General features: G+C 64.5%; 22 protein-coding genes. 16 read left to right on the top strand and 6 right to left on the bottom strand.

Going from position 1 to position 18940, the window contains the following annotated elements:
• Positions 1-8: 8 nt before the first annotated feature.
• Positions 9-416, bottom strand: a complete 408-nt coding sequence (locus VIG32_11940; protein HEY8298718.1) for a tetratricopeptide repeat protein — start codon at positions 414-416, stop codon at positions 9-11.
• A gap of 76 nt (positions 417-492) precedes the next feature.
• Between VIG32_11940 and VIG32_11935 the strand changes: the two genes are divergently transcribed.
• The 6 genes from VIG32_11935 to VIG32_11910 all read left to right on the top strand — a co-directional run bounded on the left by VIG32_11935 (position 493) and on the right by VIG32_11910 (position 4417).
• On the top strand, positions 493-1053 hold the full coding sequence (locus tag VIG32_11935) for a SprT-like domain-containing protein (protein ID HEY8298717.1): 561 nt from the start codon (positions 493-495) through the stop codon (positions 1051-1053).
• Between the two features lie 43 nt (positions 1054-1096).
• Complete coding sequence (gene fumC, locus VIG32_11930; protein HEY8298716.1) at positions 1097-2527, top strand: class II fumarate hydratase; 1431 nt, start codon at positions 1097-1099, stop codon at positions 2525-2527.
• 275 nt (positions 2528-2802) lie between these two features.
• Positions 2803-3006 carry a translation initiation factor IF-1 gene (infA, locus tag VIG32_11925; GenBank protein HEY8298715.1) on the top strand — a complete coding sequence of 68 codons (204 nt, stop codon included), beginning with the start codon at positions 2803-2805 and terminating at the stop codon, positions 3004-3006.
• A 6-nt stretch (positions 3007-3012) separates the two neighbouring features.
• Positions 3013-3246, top strand: a complete 234-nt coding sequence (locus VIG32_11920) for a hypothetical protein (protein ID HEY8298714.1) — start codon at positions 3013-3015, stop codon at positions 3244-3246.
• Between the two features lie 75 nt (positions 3247-3321).
• A complete protein-coding gene (locus VIG32_11915; protein ID HEY8298713.1) occupies positions 3322-3690 on the top strand; it encodes a VOC family protein in 369 nt (122 codons plus the stop codon).
• A gap of 10 nt (positions 3691-3700) precedes the next feature.
• Positions 3701-4417, top strand: a complete 717-nt coding sequence (locus tag VIG32_11910; protein HEY8298712.1) for an NIPSNAP family protein — start codon at positions 3701-3703, stop codon at positions 4415-4417.
• A 12-nt stretch (positions 4418-4429) separates the two neighbouring features.
• On the opposite strand, the gene VIG32_11905 is transcribed toward VIG32_11910, so the two are convergent.
• On the bottom strand, positions 4430-5029 hold the full coding sequence (locus tag VIG32_11905) for an ATP-dependent Clp protease proteolytic subunit (protein ID HEY8298711.1): 600 nt from the start codon (positions 5027-5029) through the stop codon (positions 4430-4432).
• Positions 5030-5131: 102 nt separating this feature from the next.
• Here VIG32_11905 and VIG32_11900 point away from each other — a divergent pair, with 102 nt between their 5' ends.
• On the top strand, positions 5132-5497 hold the full coding sequence (locus VIG32_11900; GenBank protein ID HEY8298710.1) for a hypothetical protein: 366 nt from the start codon (positions 5132-5134) through the stop codon (positions 5495-5497).
• Here VIG32_11900 and VIG32_11895 read toward each other — a convergent pair.
• From VIG32_11895 to der, 4 genes are read right to left on the bottom strand one after another with little or no spacing between them, the layout of a single operon-like run.
• A complete protein-coding gene (locus VIG32_11895) occupies positions 5494-6279 on the bottom strand; it encodes a sulfite exporter TauE/SafE family protein (protein HEY8298709.1) in 786 nt (261 codons plus the stop codon). The genes VIG32_11900 and VIG32_11895 overlap by 4 nt on opposite strands.
• Positions 6280-6291: 12 nt before the next feature.
• Entirely contained in the window at positions 6292-6855 is a 564-nt protein-coding gene (gene efp, locus VIG32_11890) for an elongation factor P (protein ID HEY8298708.1), read from the bottom strand.
• Positions 6856-6884: 29 nt separating this feature from the next.
• Positions 6885-7517, bottom strand: coding sequence for a glycerol-3-phosphate 1-O-acyltransferase PlsY (gene plsY / locus VIG32_11885; protein ID HEY8298707.1), 633 nt, complete (start codon positions 7515-7517; stop codon positions 6885-6887).
• The gene (gene der, locus VIG32_11880; GenBank protein HEY8298706.1) at positions 7518-8867 is read right to left on the bottom strand and encodes a ribosome biogenesis GTPase Der; all 1350 of its coding nucleotides are present in this window, start codon (positions 8865-8867) and stop codon (positions 7518-7520) included.
• 114 nt (positions 8868-8981) lie between these two features.
• On the opposite strand from der, the gene VIG32_11875 reads away from it, so the two are divergent.
• The 9 genes from VIG32_11875 to VIG32_11835 are packed head-to-tail and all read left to right on the top strand — an operon-like array spanning position 8982 to position 18923.
• Positions 8982-9740, top strand: coding sequence for a PEGA domain-containing protein (locus tag VIG32_11875; GenBank protein ID HEY8298705.1), 759 nt, complete (start codon positions 8982-8984; stop codon positions 9738-9740).
• A 7-nt stretch (positions 9741-9747) separates the two neighbouring features.
• Positions 9748-11151 (top strand): tRNA (N6-isopentenyl adenosine(37)-C2)-methylthiotransferase MiaB, encoded by a 1404-nt coding sequence (miaB, locus tag VIG32_11870; GenBank protein HEY8298704.1) that lies wholly within the window; start codon positions 9748-9750, stop codon positions 11149-11151.
• Positions 11152-11157: 6 nt separating this feature from the next.
• Complete coding sequence (gene mutS / locus VIG32_11865) at positions 11158-13635, top strand: DNA mismatch repair protein MutS (protein HEY8298703.1); 2478 nt, start codon at positions 11158-11160, stop codon at positions 13633-13635.
• On the top strand, positions 13632-15311 hold the full coding sequence (gene mutL / locus VIG32_11860) for a DNA mismatch repair endonuclease MutL (GenBank protein HEY8298702.1): 1680 nt from the start codon (positions 13632-13634) through the stop codon (positions 15309-15311). The genes mutS and mutL overlap by 4 nt, the downstream gene beginning before the upstream one ends.
• Complete coding sequence (gene miaA, locus VIG32_11855) at positions 15308-16216, top strand: tRNA (adenosine(37)-N6)-dimethylallyltransferase MiaA (protein HEY8298701.1); 909 nt, start codon at positions 15308-15310, stop codon at positions 16214-16216. The genes mutL and miaA overlap by 4 nt, the downstream gene beginning before the upstream one ends.
• The gene (gene hfq, locus VIG32_11850) at positions 16213-16485 is read left to right on the top strand and encodes an RNA chaperone Hfq (GenBank protein ID HEY8298700.1); all 273 of its coding nucleotides are present in this window, start codon (positions 16213-16215) and stop codon (positions 16483-16485) included. Before miaA ends, hfq begins: the two co-directional genes overlap by 4 nt.
• Positions 16485-17285, top strand: a complete 801-nt coding sequence (dapF, locus tag VIG32_11845; protein ID HEY8298699.1) for a diaminopimelate epimerase — start codon at positions 16485-16487, stop codon at positions 17283-17285. Before hfq ends, dapF begins: the two co-directional genes overlap by 1 nt.
• Positions 17269-17718 (top strand): GNAT family N-acetyltransferase, encoded by a 450-nt coding sequence (locus VIG32_11840; protein ID HEY8298698.1) that lies wholly within the window; start codon positions 17269-17271, stop codon positions 17716-17718. Before dapF ends, VIG32_11840 begins: the two co-directional genes overlap by 17 nt.
• Positions 17715-18923, top strand: coding sequence for a radical SAM protein (locus tag VIG32_11835; GenBank protein HEY8298697.1), 1209 nt, complete (start codon positions 17715-17717; stop codon positions 18921-18923). Before VIG32_11840 ends, VIG32_11835 begins: the two co-directional genes overlap by 4 nt.
• The last annotated feature ends 17 nt before the right edge of the window (positions 18924-18940 follow it).

Below are 18940 nucleotides of genomic sequence, written 5' to 3'. Positions count from 1 at the left end.
GCTTGTGTCTAGTGCTCCTGTGAGAGGGCGTTTTGTGCTTGGCTGAAGCCTTCGGCGGCGGCGGCGTTGCGCGGGTTGGCAGCTAGCGCTCGTTTGTAGAGTGGAACGGCTTTCGCGTACATGCCGGCCGCGAGGTAGAGATCGGCGAGCTGCGTGAGCGCGACGTCGTCCTTCGGATTCTTCGTTATGCGCGCGCGCAACTGCGCGAGCTGCACCTGCACCGCCGGCGGCGGACCTCCGCCTTCGACGTTGACGTTGGAACCCTGCGACTGCGCGGAGACGGGCAGCGCGCTCGCTCCGGCCGCCGGCGCTCCGGTTCCCGAACCGAAGACGCCGCCGCTCGTGCCGAATCCGATGCGAAGCAGCCAGGCCATCGCGCCCAAGAAGACGATCGCGAAGACCGCAACGATGGGCACGTAGAGGCGCGGCGGTAAACCGCGTTGTTTTGAATCGGGCACAAGACTCGTTTGGACGAACGCCGAAAAACTCTTCGTGATAACGGTGCAGGCTTCGGAGACCGATCTCCAGTTGCTCTTCGCGGAGCTCAATAACTTTCATTTCAACGGTGAAGTACCGGCCTGCCGCATTCGGTACAACGCGCGCTTTTCAAACTCCGCCGGGCGCATCACCTATAGCGTGCGGCCGCTGCTGATCGAACTCTCGCCCAAGCATTTCCAGACTCATCCCGAGGCGCTGCGCGAGACGCTCTTGCACGAGATGATTCACGCCTGGCTCTTCGACCGTCATCGCGATACGGGTCACGGCGCGCGCTTCAAGAAGAAGATGCGCGAATGTGGTCTGACCTCGATCTACCACGATTTGGGCAGCGCGAGGCCGCTCAACGAATCCGCCAAGCGCTATATTTTGCGTTGCGAGCGTTGCGCCATGGAGGTCCTTCGAAAGCGCCGCCCGGCCGCCCCGATGAGCTGCGGCCGCTGCTCGCGGCGGGGCTTCGATCCTCGGTTTCCCCTCACGATTTTCGAGGTGGTGGAGACTCGGCCCGTCGGCACGACCTTGGGGGCCGCGGCCCAGGGCAGGCGGCCTGCGACCTAGGTCGAGGCTGAAAGAGGCCCAAAAGAGCGAAGATATCGGGGCCATGACCACTGCGAATTTGAACACCAACGGGGCCAAAACGCGCGTCGAGTCAGACTCGATGGGACCCATTGACGTACCCGCGGACAAGTATTACGGCGCGCAATCGGCGCGCTCGCTCATCCATTTCGATATCGGCGACGGCAGCACGCCGCGCGATCAGATGCCCAAGGCCGTCATCAAAGCGATGGCTACGCTCAAGAAAGCCGCCGCGCTCGTCAATAACGATCTGGGCAAGCTCGACGAAGCGAAGAAGAACCTGATCGTCGCCGCGGCCGACGAAGTGATCGCCGGTAAACTCGACGCGCACTTCCCGCTGCGCGTGTGGCAGACCGGCTCGGGGACGCAGACGAACATGAACGTCAACGAGGTGATCTCGAACCGTGCGATCGAGATCGCCGGCGGCGAGATGGGCAGCAAGAAGCCCGTGCATCCGAACGATCACGTGAACATGTCGCAGTCCTCGAACGACACCTTTCCGACGGCCATGCATATGGCGGCGGCCGAGGCGATGGTCGAGATGCTGCCGGCCGTGAAAAAATTGCGCGACGCGCTCGACGCGAAGTCCAAGCAGTGGAAAGAGATCGTGAAGGTCGGCCGTACGCATTTGCAGGATGCCACGCCGCTCACGCTCGGCCAAGAGTTCTCGGGCTACGTGACCCAAATCGATCGTGCGATGGTCGCCTGCAACGAAGCGCTCAACCATCTCTACGATCTCGCCATCGGCGGAACGGCCGTTGGAACGGGGCTCAACGCCCATCCCGAATTCGCGGATCGCGCGGCGAAAAAACTCGCCGAGCTGACCGGTCTGCCGCTGCGGTCGCACCCGAACAAGTTCACCGCGCTCGCCTCGCACGATGACTTCGTTTTCGCCTCGGGCGCGCTCAAGATGCTCGGTGCGGCGCTCATGAAGATCGCCAACGACATCCGCTGGCTCTCGTCGGGTCCCCGCGCCGGGATCGGCGAACTCACCCTTCCGGAGAACGAGCCGGGCAGCTCGATCATGCCGGGCAAAGTGAATCCGACGCAATCCGAAGCGATGACGATGGTCGTCGCGCAAGTGTTCGGAAACGATCTCGCGATCAGCTTTGGTGCCTCGCAGGGCAACTTCGAACTCAACGTCTTTAACCCGGTGATGATCTACAACTTCCTGCACTCGTGCAATTTACTGCGCGATACGTGCACGATGTTCCGCGAGCACGCCGTCGTTGGGCTGCAAGCCAACGAAGATATCATTGCGAAGTACTTGAGTGAATCCCTCATGACGGTCACCGCCCTTTCCCCGAAGATCGGGTACGACAAGGCCGCGGAGATCGCCAAAAAGGCGCATCACAATAAGGCGACGCTCAAAGAGACCGCGGTCGGCTTGGGCTACGTGACCTCCGAAGAATTCGACGCCTTCGTCGTCCCCAAAGAGATGACGTATCCCAAATAGGACCCGCAGCGAGCGAGCGGCGAACGGACCGGCGGTTAGCCGGTCCGTTCGTTTTGCAGCCGGCGGGAGGCCCGCTACTCCGCCCGGTCGAACGTCCGTTCGGTTTCTTTGCAAACACAACTTCCTTGTCGTAGTCTGAGTTCTACCGGTATGCACGTTTTGAAAGTGAGGCCATCATAGCCGCTCGGAATAGCCGAAAAAAATCACCGCGCCCCAGCACGCCGCGGCCCGCCGCCGAGCCGACGAAAGAAGCGCCGCTCGAAGTCTTCGGCACGATCAAACAGATCTTCCCCAGCACGACGTTTTCGGTCGAGCTTGAGAACGGTCACACGATTCTCGCGCATATCGCCGGGCGTCTGCGCCGCCATCGCATCAAAATTCTTCCCGGGGATCGCGTCGATCTCGAACTCTCGCCGTACGATCTGACGAAGGGACGCATCGTCTATCGCTATCGTGCGGGAGAACCGCGCCGCACGTAGTGCCGCGTGACTGACGCCCAGCGCCTCGCGCAAGCGCTCAACGCGCTCACGAAGAACCCGCAGTTCGCCTACACGAAGGCGCGCGCGGCGGCGCGGCAAGAACCGGCGGTCGATTGGGAAGCAACCAAATCGCTCAACGTCGATTTCAACGCAGACGTAGACGGCTGCGAGTCGTTCGCAATGCGCGACAAGAGCGTTTGCAGATGGCAGCCGGGGCAGTACCGGTACGTCGCCTCGTAACGTTTCCGCGCAGCCTTGACAGGGCCCGTTCAAGTATGGTTTCGTCCTGATACGGGGCGTCAACGGGAGAACGTTATGGCAAATTCCTTCGTGCACGTGGAACTGAGCACCAGCGATCTCGCAAAGGCGAAAGCCTTTTACGGAGCGCTGTTCGACTGGAAGCTCGAGGACGTCCCGATGGGTCCGGAGTCGTACACCACGATCGATGTGGGTGAAGGTACCGGCGGCGGAATGATGCGCAATCCGGTGCCCGGCGCTCCGTCTGCATGGCTCGCCTACGTCGCCGTCGCGAACGTTGCCGACGCGACGAAGAAGGCGGCGTCGCTCGGCGCCACCGTCGTCAAAGATGTGACGGAGATTCCGGGATACGGGTCGTTCAGCGTTATCGCCGATCCGACCGGCGCCATGCTCGGTTTGTGGACTCCAGCTAACGGTAATCGCTAACATCCTGACTATGAGTTCCGTTTTCGAACTGCGCCGGTACACGCTGCATCCCGGTAAACGCGACGCGCTCATCGACTTATTCGAGCGCGAGTTCGTGGAAAGCCAAGAGGAGGCCGGCATTCGGCTGGTGGGTCAGTTCCGCGATCGAGATCGCCCCGACATGTTCGTCTGGCTACGCGGTTTCCCGGACATGGAGGCACGCAGGCTGGCCCTGGGCGCGTTCTACAAAGGGCCGGTGTGGAAGGCCCATCGCGATGCCGCCAATGCCACGATGATCGATTCGGACAACGTGTTGCTCCTTCGGCCGTCAACGGCATCGGAATTTGCCGTGCCGCAATCGCCGCGGGCTCCGGCGGGCGCGACCGAGCGTCCGCGTTCGCTCGTAACCGCGACGATCTACGATCTGCGCGAGCCGGCGGGTCCGGCGTTCGTACGCTTCTTCGAGGAGCGCGTCGCGCCGCCGATGACGCGTTTTGGCGCGCGCCCGATCGCGTATTTTGAAACCGAAACCGCTGAGAATTCGTATCCGGATTTACCCGTCCGATCGGGCGAAAATACGTTCGTCTGGTTTGCGATCTTCGAGGACGCCGCGCAGCACGACCGGCACGTCGACTCGCTGGCGCGCTCCGCCGAGTGGAACGACGTTCTCCCGGAGCTGAACGCTTGGCTTAACGCACCGGCCAGCGTGCTGCGACTGGAGCCGACCGAGCGATCGCAATTGCGATAGCCTGCGGCGAGTTCACGCGTGGCGTGCGTCGCCGTCCAGAATGCGATCGACGATGCCATATTCCAATGCCTCGGCGGCCGTCATATAGTAGTCTCGCTCGATATCGTGCATGATTCGCTCGCGCGTTTGGTGCGTGGTTCGTTCGTAGATGTCGGCGATGATGTGACGCGTCGCGATCAGTTCGCGCGCGGTGATTTCGATCTCCGTGGCCTGGCCGCCGATCTGCCCGATCGACGGCTGGTGGATGAGCACTTTGCTGTACGGGAGCGCCATGCGTTTGCCCGGCGCGCCGCCGGTGAGCAGCACCGAGGCGGCGGACGCGACGAATCCGGCGCAGATGGTCGCGATTTCCGGCTTGACGAGCTGCATCGCGTCGAACATCGCCAGCGCCGCGCTCACGCTCCCGCCGGGGCTGTTGATATACAGGTCGATATCGCGATCGGGATCTTGGCGTTCGAGGAAGAGCAACTGCGCGATAACCAGATTGGCGAGGTTGTCTTCGATCGTTCCGGTTACGAAAACGATGCGGTCCTGAAGTAACCGCGAGAAGATGTCGTACGAGCGTTCGCCGCGGGCGGTTTGTTCGACGACGATGGGGACGAGATGGCTCATCGACGCAGTATAAACCAGTCCGTGCCCGGCGCGCGAAACGGACACCGAAAAGCGGCCAGGTCATGGAGGTTCGGGTACCGCCGGGATGCGAAAGAACGATCGATGAACACGCTGACCCGAGAGCAGGAAGAACGCATCCTTGCGATGCTGCGTGCGGGGAAAACGCTGCGCCGCATCGAGAACGAGACGGGGCATCGCCGCGAGACGATCGCGGCGTACGGCCGGCGCTCCGGCCTCATCGGCGGCGTCGTCGTGCCGTTCGAGCGGCCGCGCCAGCCGGTATCGGTCTGCGATCGCTTTCGCGAGCGAATCCAACGCGCGCTGTTCGAGGGAGACTCGTTGCGGGCGCTTCACGAGACGCTCGTACGTGAGGAAGCGTTTCCCGCGAGTTACAGCGCGCTAAAACGCTACGTTCGCACGTCGTCGCTGCGCGGGCGCCGCGCCGAGCCGATGATGCTCGCCGCCTAAAGGTGGCGCAGAACCAGCGCGACGGCGGCCACGAGGAGTGCGATCGCTACGAACTTGATGAGCAGGGGCGAGTTGAGGCGCATCGAGAGACGCGCGCCGATCTGGCCGCCGATGATGCCGCCGAGAACGAGCGGAATCGCATAGGCGGCGCGAATGTTGTGCTGCACGATTTGCGCGACGAGTCCGACCGGCGAGGTGAGGACGATCGCGAAGTGCGACGTCGCGCTGATCGCGTGGGCTGGAAGTGCGGAGAAATACAGCAGTACCGGAACGAGCACCACGCCGCCGCCGACTCCGAAGAGACTCGAAACGAATCCTACCGCCAGGCCCGTTAGAAGCGATCGCCACACCGGCATCGCGCGCGCGCCGGCGATCGCGGTCCGTTCGTCGCGCTCGCCGGCACGCGCGCCGCGTTTGCGAATGATGTCGAAGGCGACGGCGCCTAAGAGCAGCGCGTAGAGCACGTCGAAGAGGCCGCCCGAAACGTGCGCGACCAGAATCGCGCCGAGGATGCTGCCCGGGAAACCGCCCGCCGCCACCAGCAAGCCGAGTCGAATGTCGACGCGTTTTTGGCGCAGGTACGCGACCGAACCGCTGCCGCTATTGGCGACCACCAGCATCAGCGAGGTGCCGGCCGCCATCGCGGGCGAGAGGCCGAAAAAGAGCCGTAAGATCGGCACCATGATGAAGCCGCCGCCGAGACCGACCATCGAGCCGAACGTGCTCGCCGCGATCCCGACGAGAAAAAGCGCTCCGTAAAGAAGCGCCGTAGCCTCGGTCACGCCGGAACCGGCTTAGCCGTTGGCGCGGCCGATATAACGGCGATCGCGGGTGTCGATGCGGATCGTGTCGCCCGGATTGACGAAAAGCGGCACGTTGACGGTAGCACCAGATTCGAGTTTCGCCGGCTTGGTGGTGCCGGTCGCGGTGTCGCCCTTAAAGCCCGGATCGGTTTCGACGATCTTCAGTTCTACGTGCGCCGGGAGATCGACGCCGATCGGCACGCCGTCGTGAAATTGCACGTCCACGACCATCGCATCTTTGAGGAAGTCGGCGGGATCGCCGATAAGATCGCGCTGGATGGTGACGTTCTCGAACGACTCCTGGTCCATGAAGTGGTAACCGTCGTCGTCGTTGTACAGCATCTGCATCTGACGGTTGTCGACCGTCGCCCGCTCCAGCTTCTCGCCGGCGCGAAAGGTACGTTCGACGGTCGCGCCCGACTTCACGTTCTTCAAACGCGTCCGCACGAAAGCCGATCCCTTGCCCGGTTTGACGTGCAAAAACTCGATGACGGTCCAGAGGTGGCCGTCGATAACGATGGTGACGCCGTTACGGAAATCGTTCGAAGAAATCATGACCAGGGCCAATACGCACCCCGGCTGCGCTAGCCCTGGTTGGCGTCGGGCCCCCGTCGCCGCAGGAACCCAATCCCGCTCTCGGTGCCCGTTCGCAGGCGGCCGATGTTCTCACGATGCGTGTAGACGATGAACGCCGCGGCGAACGCGCCGTAGACGGCCATCGGGACGCTCCGCGTGAAGAAGAAGAGTGCGAACGGCGCGGCGACGTTGCCGAGCATCGACCCGACCGACGAGTACGAGGTCGCGAGCGCCCCGGCAATCCAAGCCGCAACCGCCACGATTCCGGCCTGCCAGCTGAGCGCGAAGATCGCCCCAAAGGAGGTCGCGACGCCCTTGCCGCCTTTCCAGCCGAGCCAGGGCGAGAAACAATGTCCGAGCACCGACGCGATGGCGGCAATCACGGCGAGGAGATCGCTATGGAGGATCGCGAGCGAGAGAAATGCCGGCAGAAACCCCTTTGCCGCGTCCAGCAGTAAGACGGCGATGGCACCGCCTTTGCCGAGCGTGCGCAACGCGTTCATCGCACCGATATTGCCGCTGCCCGATTTTCGAATGTCGGTCCGGTAAAAGACGCGTCCGATCAGGTACCCGAACGGAATCGAACCGATCAGAAATGCGACCGCGGCGACGGCGAGTACGATAACGGGCGGCGTGGCCACTTACTCCGTTTCCTCGTCGCGCCGCCTTGCGCGGAACTCGAGCGTGAGCGGAACGCCCTCGAATTCGAAGCTGCTGCGAATGATGTTTTCCAAGAAGCGCTTGTACGAGGTCTGCACGAGTTCGGGGTCGTTGCAATGAAAGACGAACAGCGGCGGATGCGACGACGGCTGCGAGCAGTAGTAGATCTTGAACGGCTTTCCGCCCGGCGCCGGCGCAGGATGCGCGAGCGTCGCGTCGCGTATGACCGAGTTGAGCTTCGCCGTCGGAACGTGGCGATCCAGATTGGCCGAAACCTTCATCACGAGCGGCATCAGGCTGCTGAGGCGGCGACGGGTCTTGGCGGAGAGGAACGTAACCGGCGCAAATTTGGCGAACGGAACGTGGCTGTAGATCACGTCGATGAGTTCGGATTGGCTGAACTCGCCCTGTTCGCGGGCCAAATCCCACTTGTTCCCGACGATGATGAGCCCTTTGCGTTCCTCGAGTACCATGCCGGCGAGGCGCCGGTCCTGCGCGAGCAATCCTTGCATCGAATCGAAGAGCAGTATCGCGATATCGCAGCGTGCGATCGCCGAGAGCGACCGCAGCGCCGAATAATATTCAATCGCGCCGTGCTGTTTTGGTTTCTTGCGAACGCCGGCCGTATCGATCAACCGAATCTTCTGGTCGTGAAACTGAAGGATCGTATCGATGGCGTCGCGCGTGGTACCGGGGACGTCGGAGACGATTGCGCGCTCCTCGTTGAGCAGCGAGTTGAGCAGCGAACTCTTGCCGACGTTGGGCCGGCCGACCAGGGCGATCGAGAGTTCGCCTTCGGCGACGGCCGACGGCGCGTCGGGCGGCAAGAGGTCGAGGACGGCGTCGAGCAAGTCGCCGGTGCCTTCGCCGTGGATCGCTGAAACCGCAAAGGGCTCGCCGAATCCGAAGGCGGCGAACTCGCCGTGTACGGCGCTAGCGGCGCTCGGCGCTTCGGCTTTGTTCGCGACCAGCACCACGCGCCGTCGCGTCCGGCGCAAAATGCCCGCCACGTCTTCATCGATGGGATTGCGCCCGGTCGAAGCGTCGACGACGAAGATGATCGCGTCGGCTTCTTCGGCAGCGACCTCCGCCTGGCGGCGGGTCGAGGTGACGACGTGGTCGCCCTCTTTATCGGCGTCGGGGTCGATGCCCGCGGTGTCGACCAAGCTGAACGTCCGTCCGCGCCATTCGCAGAGCCCGTAGAGACGGTCGCGCGTGACGCCGGGGGTATCCTCGACGATCGCGAGGCGCTGGCCGATCAGGCGGTTGAAGAGCGCGCTCTTGCCGACGTTCGGGCGTCCGACGATCGCAACGGTCGCGGGCCGAAGCATGGGAGCTTCGTCTAATTCTATGGGTTGCACGGGAACAGCCTATTCGGACTCGGGGCGGAAATACTTTGGCGCGCAGGCCGGGCTGGCGCTTAAAATGAAAACCATGCGAAATCCATGGGAAGATTTTTGCTCGGACGACTGCTCATCGTCGCGCTGTTGGCCTGCATACCGATCGTTCCCGCGCGGGCGGAGACTGCGTTCGGGGCGCTCTATTTGTCGTCGCTGCCTACGGGAGCCGACGTGTGGGTCGACGGAAGCTACATAGGTCGCACGCCGGTCTTACTCGACGGACTGCGGGCCGGCAAACACACGGTCACCTTCACGAAGACCGGCTGGAAGGTATCCGAGGACGACCAGCAAGTCAACGGCGGGCAAACCACCATGGCGAGCGTTCAGCTCGATCCGCTGCATCCGGTCAAGCAGCGCGGCGTCGTCGTCCTGCACGGACTCGACGGACGGGCGCGCGTATCGTTCGACGGTGCGGCGCCGGAGCCGCTGCGATCCAGCTACGACGAGCCGGTCGGCGCGCACAAAATCGTGGTGCGCGAGCCGCACGAACGCTACGACCGCTCGGTTAGCGTCTATCCGGACGAGACGACGCACGTGTTGTACCGGTCGCCCTTCGACGACACCCGCTCCGCCGTCGTCGCGCCGGTCGCGGACTATTTTCCGGAATCGGCGAGTAAAATCGACGCTAGCGGGCGCTTGGTGATTCGCTGGGGCGGTCACGTCGTCGTGGGCCGCGTCGGCGATGCGCGCTTCACCGTCGATCGCCGCGATCAGGTGTACGACGCACCCGCCGGAATGGTCCGTGGGAAGCTCTATCTTCCGCTCGACCTGATCCTCGCGATAACGGGCGGAAAATCCCGGTAAGAAGGCCATGGCAAGCATCTACATCGAGACGTTCGGCTGCCAGATGAACGAAGCCGATTCCCAGTACATCGCGCAGCGCGCCGAAGCGGCGGGCTATACGCTCGCAACGAAGGCCGAAGAAGCCAACGTCCTCATCCTCAACACGTGCACGGTTCGCGACAATGCCGAACGGCGCGCGTACGGACGCATGGGGCATTTCAAAGTGCTCAAAGAGGCCGATCCGAATCTGCGCATGATCGTGACCGGTTGTTTGGCCGAACAGGATCGCGATCGCATGCAGCGGCGCGCCCCGCACATCGATGCGGTGTTTGGGACCAAAGAATTGGCCCTGCTCGCAGACACGCTCGAAGCGTGGCGGCCGGAATTCGAGGAGACGGAACTCGCGCAGGAGCGCGCGCTGTTGTTGCCGCTCGGCGGCGCCGCCGATTGCATCACCGATGCCTTTACGTCGTTGCGCGGCTTCGTGACGGTGCAGCGCGGCTGCTCGTATTACTGCACGTTTTGCATCGTTCCGCACGTTCGCGGACGCTTCGATCATCGGCCGACGAGCGAGATTCTCGCCGAGGTTCGCGAACGCGTCGCCGCGGGCGCGCGCGAGGTGATGCTCGTCGGACAGACGGTCAACGCGCACAAGGATCCGGCTACCGGCGCGGATTTCGGCGATCTCGTTCGCGCGGCGGCAGCGACTCCCGGGCTCGAACGTTTGGCGTTCATCTCACCGCATCCGAAAGATTTTACCGAGAAGATCGTGCGGGATCTCGCCGATCTGCCGGCACTCAATCCGCGCATCCACCTTCCGCTGCAGTCGGGCAGCGATTCGATCCTGCGCCGGATGAACCGCAAATATACGCTTGCCGAGTTCGCCGCGCGGGTGGAGTGGATTCACCGCTACCTTCCCGGCTGGGCGATCACGAGCGACGTCATCGTTGGCTTTCCTGGCGAAACCGGCGAAGACTTCGAGCGTACGCTCGAGTTCGTGGAAACGGGCGTCTTCGCAAACGTCTACTCGTACATCTATTCACCGCGCCGCGGTACGCCGGCCGCCAACTGGGAGCCGGTTCCCAACGACGTCGTACACGCGCGCTTCGACCGGCTCGCCGCCGCGCAGAACCGCGCCTCGCGGGCGTATCACGATCGCAAGATCGGCAGCGTGGTTCGCTGCCTGATCCAAGGACCGTCGCGCAAAGATCCGGCAAAACTCGCCGCCAAGACGCTCGATAACGTAACGGTGATCGCGCCGATGCCGCCGGACTACGACGACGTCCTCTACGCGCGCGAGCCATGGCTCGACGTCGAGGTAGCGAGCGCGCACGTCTGGGGCTGCTCCGGAACGATTCGCCGTCGCGCGGAACGCTGCGCCGGCGTGGGCATTCGCGTTGCGCCGCCCGTGCTCGATCTGCTCGCGGTCTAGAGCGCTATGAACCAATACTCGCCGATGCTCGAGCAGTACTTTGGGATGAAGAACCGCCATCCCGAAGCGATTTTGCTCGCGCGCGTCGGTGACTTCTACGAAGCCTACGGCGAGGATGCGGAAACGGTCGCGCGCGCGCTCTCGATCGCGTTGACCTCGAAAGAGGCCGGCGGCGGACAGCGTGTGGCGATGGCGGGCGTTCCGCACCACGCCCTCGCGCAGTATCTCGCGCGACTCGTGCAGCAGCGCTTCATCGTCGCGCTCGCCGAGCAATTGGAGGTGCCGCAGCCCAACAAACTCGTGCGTCGCGACGTCGTTCGCATCGTCACCCCCGGGACGCTGATCGAAGATCAATTGCTCGACGGCAAGCAGAACAATTATCTCGCCGCGATCACGGTGGTCGAGGAGACCTTCGCGCTCGCGTACGCCGACGTTTCCACCGGCTACTGTGCGGCCACGGCGTTGAGCGGCGACCTTGCCTACGACGAACTGCTCGCGGAGATCGGCCGTATCGGACCCGCCGAGGTCGTTGCCGATTTGCCGCCCGATCTGCGGGCCACGATGGCCGGAGCGATCGAGGGCTTCGGCGCGCGCGTCGCGGCGCCGAATCTTTCGGCGGTCGGAACGCGCGAACGCAAAGCGATCGCCGGGTATTCCGTCGACGAATCGCTCGCGATGCACCGGGCGCTCGACGCCCTGCTCGCCTTCGTAAAACGCACCGGCGTGAGCGCGGGCGAAGCGCTCAACCCGCCGCAGTACTACCGTCAGCAAACCTTTCTCTCGCTCGATCCCAACACGCGCAAAAACCTCGAGCTAACGAAGGCGCTCGGTGCGAATCCGAAGGCGACGCTGCTGGCCACCCTCGACAAGTGCGCCACGTCGATGGGCTCGCGAATGCTCGCGCGCTGGATCCTGGCGCCGCTGATCGATCGCGACGCGATCCTGCAGCGACAGGCCGGCGTGCAGGCGCTCATCGACGAACACGTGCGTCGCGACTCGATGCAGGAACTGCTTCGCGGGTGTTTCGACATCGAGCGCATCTCACAGAAAGTGCGCTTCAAGCGCGCGCTGCCGCGCGACCTCGCATCGCTGCGCCGCACGCTCGAGATCGTACGCCCGCTGCGTCAAGTCACGCCGCCGTCGCTGGCGGCGCAACTCGGACGGATGGCGGATTTCACGGAGTTGGCCGCCGATCTCGCGCGGACGCTCGTCGACGAACCTCCAGCGCAGCTCAACGACGGCGGCGTGGTTCGGCCCGATGCAAGCACCGAACTCGCGCAATGCGTGAGTCTTCGAACCGACGCTCGTTCGAAGCTCTCGGAACTCGAAGAGCGCGAACGCGAGCGGACCGGCATTAAATCGCTGAAGATTAAGTACGCGAGCGCCTTCGGCTATGCGATCGAAGTGAGTAAGGCCTACGTCGCGCAAGTGCCCGCCGACTACGTGCGCAAACAAACGCTGACCAACGGCGAGCGCTTCATCACGCCGGAACTCAAAGAATTGGAGATCGCGATTCAGACGGCGCAGTCGCGTCAATTGCGGCTGGAGGATCAGCTCTTCGGCGAATTGGTCGATCGCATCGGCGCGCGGATCGACGACTTGCTCGCGGCGGCCGATGCGCTGGCAGAGATCGACGTTCTCTGTTCGCTCGCCCAATGCGCGGCCGAACGCGGATACGTGCGCCCCGAGCTGATCGACGGCAGCACGCTCGCGATCGTCGACGGCCGCCATCCGGTCATGGAAACGGTCCTGCGGACGAACTTCGTGCCGAACGATCTGCACTTGCGCGCGGACGACCATCGATTCATCTTGCTGACCGGACCGAATATGGGCGGTAAATCCACCTACTTGCGTCAGGCGGCCCTGCTAACGATCATGGCGCAGATCGGATCGTACGTTCCCGCAAAATCCGCAACGCTCGGCGTGGTCGATCGCATCTTCACGCGGATCGGCGCGGGCGACGATCTCGCTTCCGGACAATCGACGTTTTATTTGGAGATGGCCGAGGCGGCGAATATTCTGCGCCGCTCCACGCAGCGCAGCTTGCTGCTCATCGACGAGGTCGGGCGCGGCACCGGCACCATCGACGGGCTGGCCATCGCGCAGGCGATCTGCGAGTTTTTGCTGGGTCTCGAAACGCACGCGCCGATGACGCTCTTCGCGACGCATTTCCACGAGCTGGTCGCACTCTCGGAGCATTGGCCGCTGGTGGCAAACTATCACATCACGGCGGTCGAGAATACCAGCCGCAGCGGCGCTCCGGTCTTTTCGCATCGCGTGCTTCCCGGCAGTTCGTCGCGTTCGTTTGGGATCGAAGTCGCGCGGATGGCGGGTCTGCCGCCGGAGGTCGTGGAGCGCGCCACCGAGATCGCCGACGCGCTCTCGGGTCACGCCGACCTCGAAGTGCAGGTGCCGTTGCGCAAGCGGCTGCCGAAAACCGTTGCGCCGGAGCGTCAGCTTTCGTTCCTGGGAAGCGACGGGTGATCGCGCTTCTCGATCCGCAAACGGTCGGCCAGATTGCCGCCGGCGAAGTCGTCGAGCGCCCGCTCTCGGTGGTGAAGGAACTGGTCGAAAATGCGGTCGATGCCGGCGCGTCCCGCATTACCGTCTCCCTCAAAGACGGCGGAATCGCCTTGGTCGAGGTGGTCGACGACGGCGACGGGATACCGGCCGCGGAATTGCCGCTCGCCGTGTTGCGCCACGCAACGAGCAAATTGTCGATCGCGAGCGACTTGGAGTCGATCGATTCGCTCGGATTTCGCGGCGAAGGGCTGGCCAGCATCGCGGCGGTCGCGCACCTTACGATCGTCACGCGCCGCGCAGGCGAGCAGATCGGCGCGCGCATTCGCGCGCACGCGGAACGCGCGGAGCCGGTCGAACCGGTGCCCGCACCGCCAGGTACGATGGTGCGTGCGGAGCGCCTCTTTGAGAACGTTCCCGTGCGTCGCGAATATTTAAAATCGGCGAGCGCCGAATTCAATCGCATCTCCGGCTGGCTCTCGACCTTCGCACTCGCCTATCCGCGCATCACGTTCGCGCTCGCGCACGACGGCAAGGAAACGTGGGTGATGCCCGCCAGCGACGATCCGCGTCAGCGGTTGGCGACGGTCTTCGGGAAACCGGCGGCCGAAACGCTGATGCCGCTGGACGTAGATGCCGCCGCCGGCTTGCAGGGAACGCTCTCGGGATACGTCAGCCGGCCCGGCAGCGATCGCGGCGACCGGCGCATGCAGCTGCTCTTCGTTAACGGCCGTCTGTTGCGCAGCACGCTGCTCGCCGGTGCCTGGACGGCCGGCTACTCCACCTTTGCGATGATCGGGCGCCATCCGTACGGCGTGCTCTTTCTCACGCTGCCGCCGGAGCACGTCGATCCGAACGTTCACCCGACCAAGAACGACGTGCGCCTCCGTTACGGGCATCAAGTCTTCGATGCGGCCAAACGCACGATCGCGGCGACCCTCCGGCGTGCCGCGACGCAAACGTTTCGCGACGTGCTGCACGTCTCGCTCGCGCCTGGTGCGATGGACGCAACGCCGCCCGCGCTGCAATCGCTCTTCGATATCGAGCGCGGCCTCGAGTCGGGCGAGCCGCCGCCGGACGCGCCGCGGCTGCGCGTGCTCGCCCAGCTCGATCGCACGTACATCGTGGCGACCGACGGCGAGGCGCTCGTGCTCGTAGACCAGCACGCCGCGCACGAGCGAATCGCGTACGAAGCGATCGTGAATCGCGCGCAGACGCGCGCGCCGAGCGAGCCGCTGCTGGTCCCGATGAGTTTCGAACTGGGGCCGAGCGAGAGCGTCGCGCTCGATCGAACGCTCGATCTCTTGCGCGAAGGCGGGCTCGATATCGAGTCGTTCGGCGAGCGCACGTATCGCATCGTTGCGACGCCGGCCGGGTACGGCGCGCGTCCCTTCGACCTGCGCGGTTTTCTCGACGATCTCACCGAGGAGCCAAAAGCGCGCGACGTGCGCGAGCGCATCTGGGCGTCGTTGGCGTGTCATTCCGTAACCGTCGCCGGCGAATCGCTCGCGCATGCCGAGATGACGTCGCTCGTCGATCGGTTGCAGCGGTGCGAGAACCCGATGCACTGCCCGCACGGCCGTCCTACGATCGTTCATCTCGCGCCCGACGCGATCGCTCGTTTATTCAAACGGTTGTGAGCGCTTCCGCGCCCGGCGTGTTGATTCTCGCGGGGCCGACCGGGTCGGGAAAGACCGATCTCGCGATCGCGCTGGCGCGCGAATTCGACGCGGAGATCGTGGGTGCGGACTCCCGCCAGATCTATCGCGGCATGCCGATCGGCACCGCGGCGCCCTCGGCGGAGCAGTTGGCCGCGGTGCGGCACCATCTCGTCGGCTTCCTCGATCCGCACGACGCCTATTCGGCGGCGCGGTTCGCATCGGATGCGACGCGGGCGATCGCGGCGATTCACGCTCGCGGGAAGCGCGCGATCGTCGCCGGCGGCACGGGTTTTTACCTACGAGCCCTCACCGGCGCCGTCGCGCTTGAGTCCGCATACGACGCGGCGCTGCGCGACCGGTTGGCGCGCGAGGCGCGCATTCACGATAGCGAGTTCCTGCACGAGTGGCTCCGCCGGCGCGATTCGCGACGGGCGGCAATGCTGCACCCCGCCGATCGGTATCGCGTGCTGCGGGCGCTCGAGATCGCGCTCGCACCCGCCGGTGCCGTGCGCGGCGACGCCGCCGAATCGCTCACGCTGCCCGCGGCCGGCATCCCGTTCGTGAAGGTCTTTCTCGAAATCGACTCCGTTGCGCTCGACGCGCGCATCCTGCGGCGCACCGACGCGATGTTGGCCGCCGGACTCGTTGAGGAAGCCGAGCGAGTCGGTACGGAGGCGGTCGCGGCGAACGCGGTCGGCTATCCGCAGGCGCTCGCATACGCTCGCGGCTGGTGCACGCTTGCCGAATTGCGCACGCTCTTGGTGCGCGCGACGCGCCGCTACGCCAAACGGCAGCAAGCGTGGTTTCGTTCGGAGCCGCAGACGCATTGGCTGCCGGCCGCCGCGGTGGCCGCCGCGGCAAGGGAAAAGCTCGCGTGGGCATGAAGCCGCATCGCATGCCCGCGAGTCAGCAAGACACGTACCTCGCCGAGATCAAACGTCAGGGCGTCCCCGTCACGATCTATTTGATGAATGGGTTTCAACTGCGCGGCATCGTTAAAGGCTTCGATCCATTCACCATTTTGCTCGAATACGAACGCAAGACGCATCTGATCTACAAGCACGCCGTATCGACGATCTCGCCGCTCGGCCCGTTTAACGCCGCGAACCACGATCCCGCGCCCGCGCAGGTCGACGAGGTTCCCGCCGTCTGATGCCCACCGTGGCCGTGACGAAGATGCACGGCACGCTCAACGATTTCGTCGTCGTTGACCAGCGCTCGTCGCAACTCGCCGATCTCTCCGCCTTCGCCCGCTCCGTCTGCGATCGCCGCGGAAGCATCGGCGCCGACGGCGTACTCGCCATTCTGCCTTCCGCGAACGCCGACGCGCGCGTGCGCGTCATCAATGCGGACGGCGGCGAGGCCGAAATGTGCGGCAACGGGATTCGCTGCGTCGCGCGCTTCTTGAGCGAAGCCGGATCGGCGGATACGCTGCGAATCGAGACGCTGGCCGGAATCATCGAAACGGCGGTCGTTGCCAAGGACGATCGCGGTTCGTACGAGATTCGCGAACGCATGGGCGTGCCGCGCTTCGAACCGCGTGCGATTCCGTTTCCGGATGCCGCGTTCGTTTCGATGGGGAACCCGCACGTCGTCATCTTCGCCGCGGCGCTCGATGCGATCGATCTGCCGGCGGCCGGCATACAGCTGCAGCGCGATCCGGCCTTCGCGAAGGGCACGAACGTTCACGTGGCGGTTCGTTCCGGCGCGCGACGTTTGGACGTACGGCACTGGGAACGCGGGGTGGGTCTCACCCACGCGTGCGGCACCGGCGCGGTCGCCTGCGCCGCGGTCGCGATCGTGCGCGGGATGGTCGAATCGCCGGTCGAGGTGTACGTGCCGGGCGGGCGGCTGCGCGTGGAGTGGGACGGACGTGGAGAGTCGTATCTAACCGGTCCCGCCGTGCGGGCGTTCGATACGTCGATCGAGGTCGCCGATGCAGTCCTCGTTTGAGCGGCTCGAGGTCAACGTCCGCGAGGCGCTTGCATCCGATGCTCGGCGCATCGCCGCGCTCGCTCTGCAACTGGGGTACGACGTGACGATCGCGCACGTCGAGACCTTTCTCGCGGCGCGCACGAACGAGCGCGAACTGTTCGTCGCCGTCGTCCCGCGCGCGGGGGTGGTCGGGTGGATCGGCGCACATGCGAGCGCGCCGCTGACCGCCGCGAAGCATGCCGTCGTCGATGGGCTCGTCGTCGAGGATGAGTACCGCGGCGTGCGCGTCGGCGAGGCGTTACTGCAGCGGGTCGAAGCGTGGGCGCGAGCCCGCGAGTGTACCGCCGTGCGGCTGCGCGCCAACGTGGTTCGCGAGCGCGCCCACGAGTTCTATCGGCGCCACGGGTATGCGGTTCTCAAAACGCAGCACCTGTTTGCAAAATCGCTGTGATCGGACTGGCGTATTGCGACCGCGAGGGGCGCATCTATTACGACGAATCGCGCGAACCGCTCGCCGACGGCGGCCTGATTCGTCGAGTCGAGCCGGGCGAATTGATTCCCGCTCCGCCGGGCACGGTGGAAACGATCTTGCCGGGCCGCCGTCCGATGCTCGCGCGCGGAAGTACCAAACGACGCTACGCCTTGGCGGCGATCTTGCCCGCGGGCTACACGCGGCTACTCGTCCCGGCCTACGTGAAAGAAGAAGACGCGCCGACGCTGCCGCTCTTCGGATACACCTTCGCGTGCGTCGTCGACGACGCGCTGCACGTCGCGGCGATGCGTACCGACGAGGGCGAAGACTGGCAGCCGCGCTATTTCGAGTCGGGCGAACTCGAAGGCATTCTCGAGCGCCGTCTCGCGACCGATCCGCACAATCGCGTGCTCGAGCAAGTCGCGCTCTGCTCGCGCGAGTACGGCTGTTTCACGGCGCAAAACGTGTTTCTCGCGCGCGGCGAAGCCGCGTTGCCGGTCTCGCCGAAGTGTAACGCGCGCTGCGTCGGCTGCATCTCCGAACTCGCTCCCGAGGCACACCTGCCTTCGCCGCAAACGCGAATCGCCTTCGAGACCAACGCCCAAGAACTGTCGCGCATCGGAATCTATCATCTCGAACGCGTGCCGGAAGGTATCGTTTCGTTCGGGCAAGGTTGCGAAGGCGAGCCACTGCTGCGCGGCGTGACGATCGCGCGCGCGATCGAGTTGATTCGCGCTCGCCGCGCGAACGGCACGATCAACCTCAACACGAACGGCAGCATGACGGGCGAATTGCGTCGCTGTATCGATGCCGGACTCCAGGCCGTTCGCGTGAGCCTCAATTCGTTTCGCCCGGACGTCTATGCGGCGTATTATCGCCCGCTTGGATATACGCTCGAAAACGTCTTCGATTCGATCCGGCTGGCGGTCGACGCGGGTCTACGCGTCTCGCTCAACCTGCTTACGCATCCCGGCGTTACCGACGACGAGGCCGAATTGGCGGCGATGGGCGCGTTCCTCGACGGCGCGCGCGTGACCATGATCCAGACGCGCACGCTCAATATCGACCCCGAGTGGTATTTCGCCGCGGTGGGCCGCCCTAGCAACCCGCTCGGGATGCAGCGCGCGATCGCCGCCATTCGCGAACGCGGCGTGCGCGTCGGCAACTTCACACACACGCACTAGCGAGGTGCGCCGAATCG

It is taken from the genome of Candidatus Baltobacteraceae bacterium (assembly GCA_036559195.1).
Classification (GTDB): domain Bacteria; phylum Vulcanimicrobiota; class Vulcanimicrobiia; order Vulcanimicrobiales; family Vulcanimicrobiaceae; genus JALYTZ01.
This window is presented reverse-complemented; position numbering and strand designations above follow the sequence as displayed.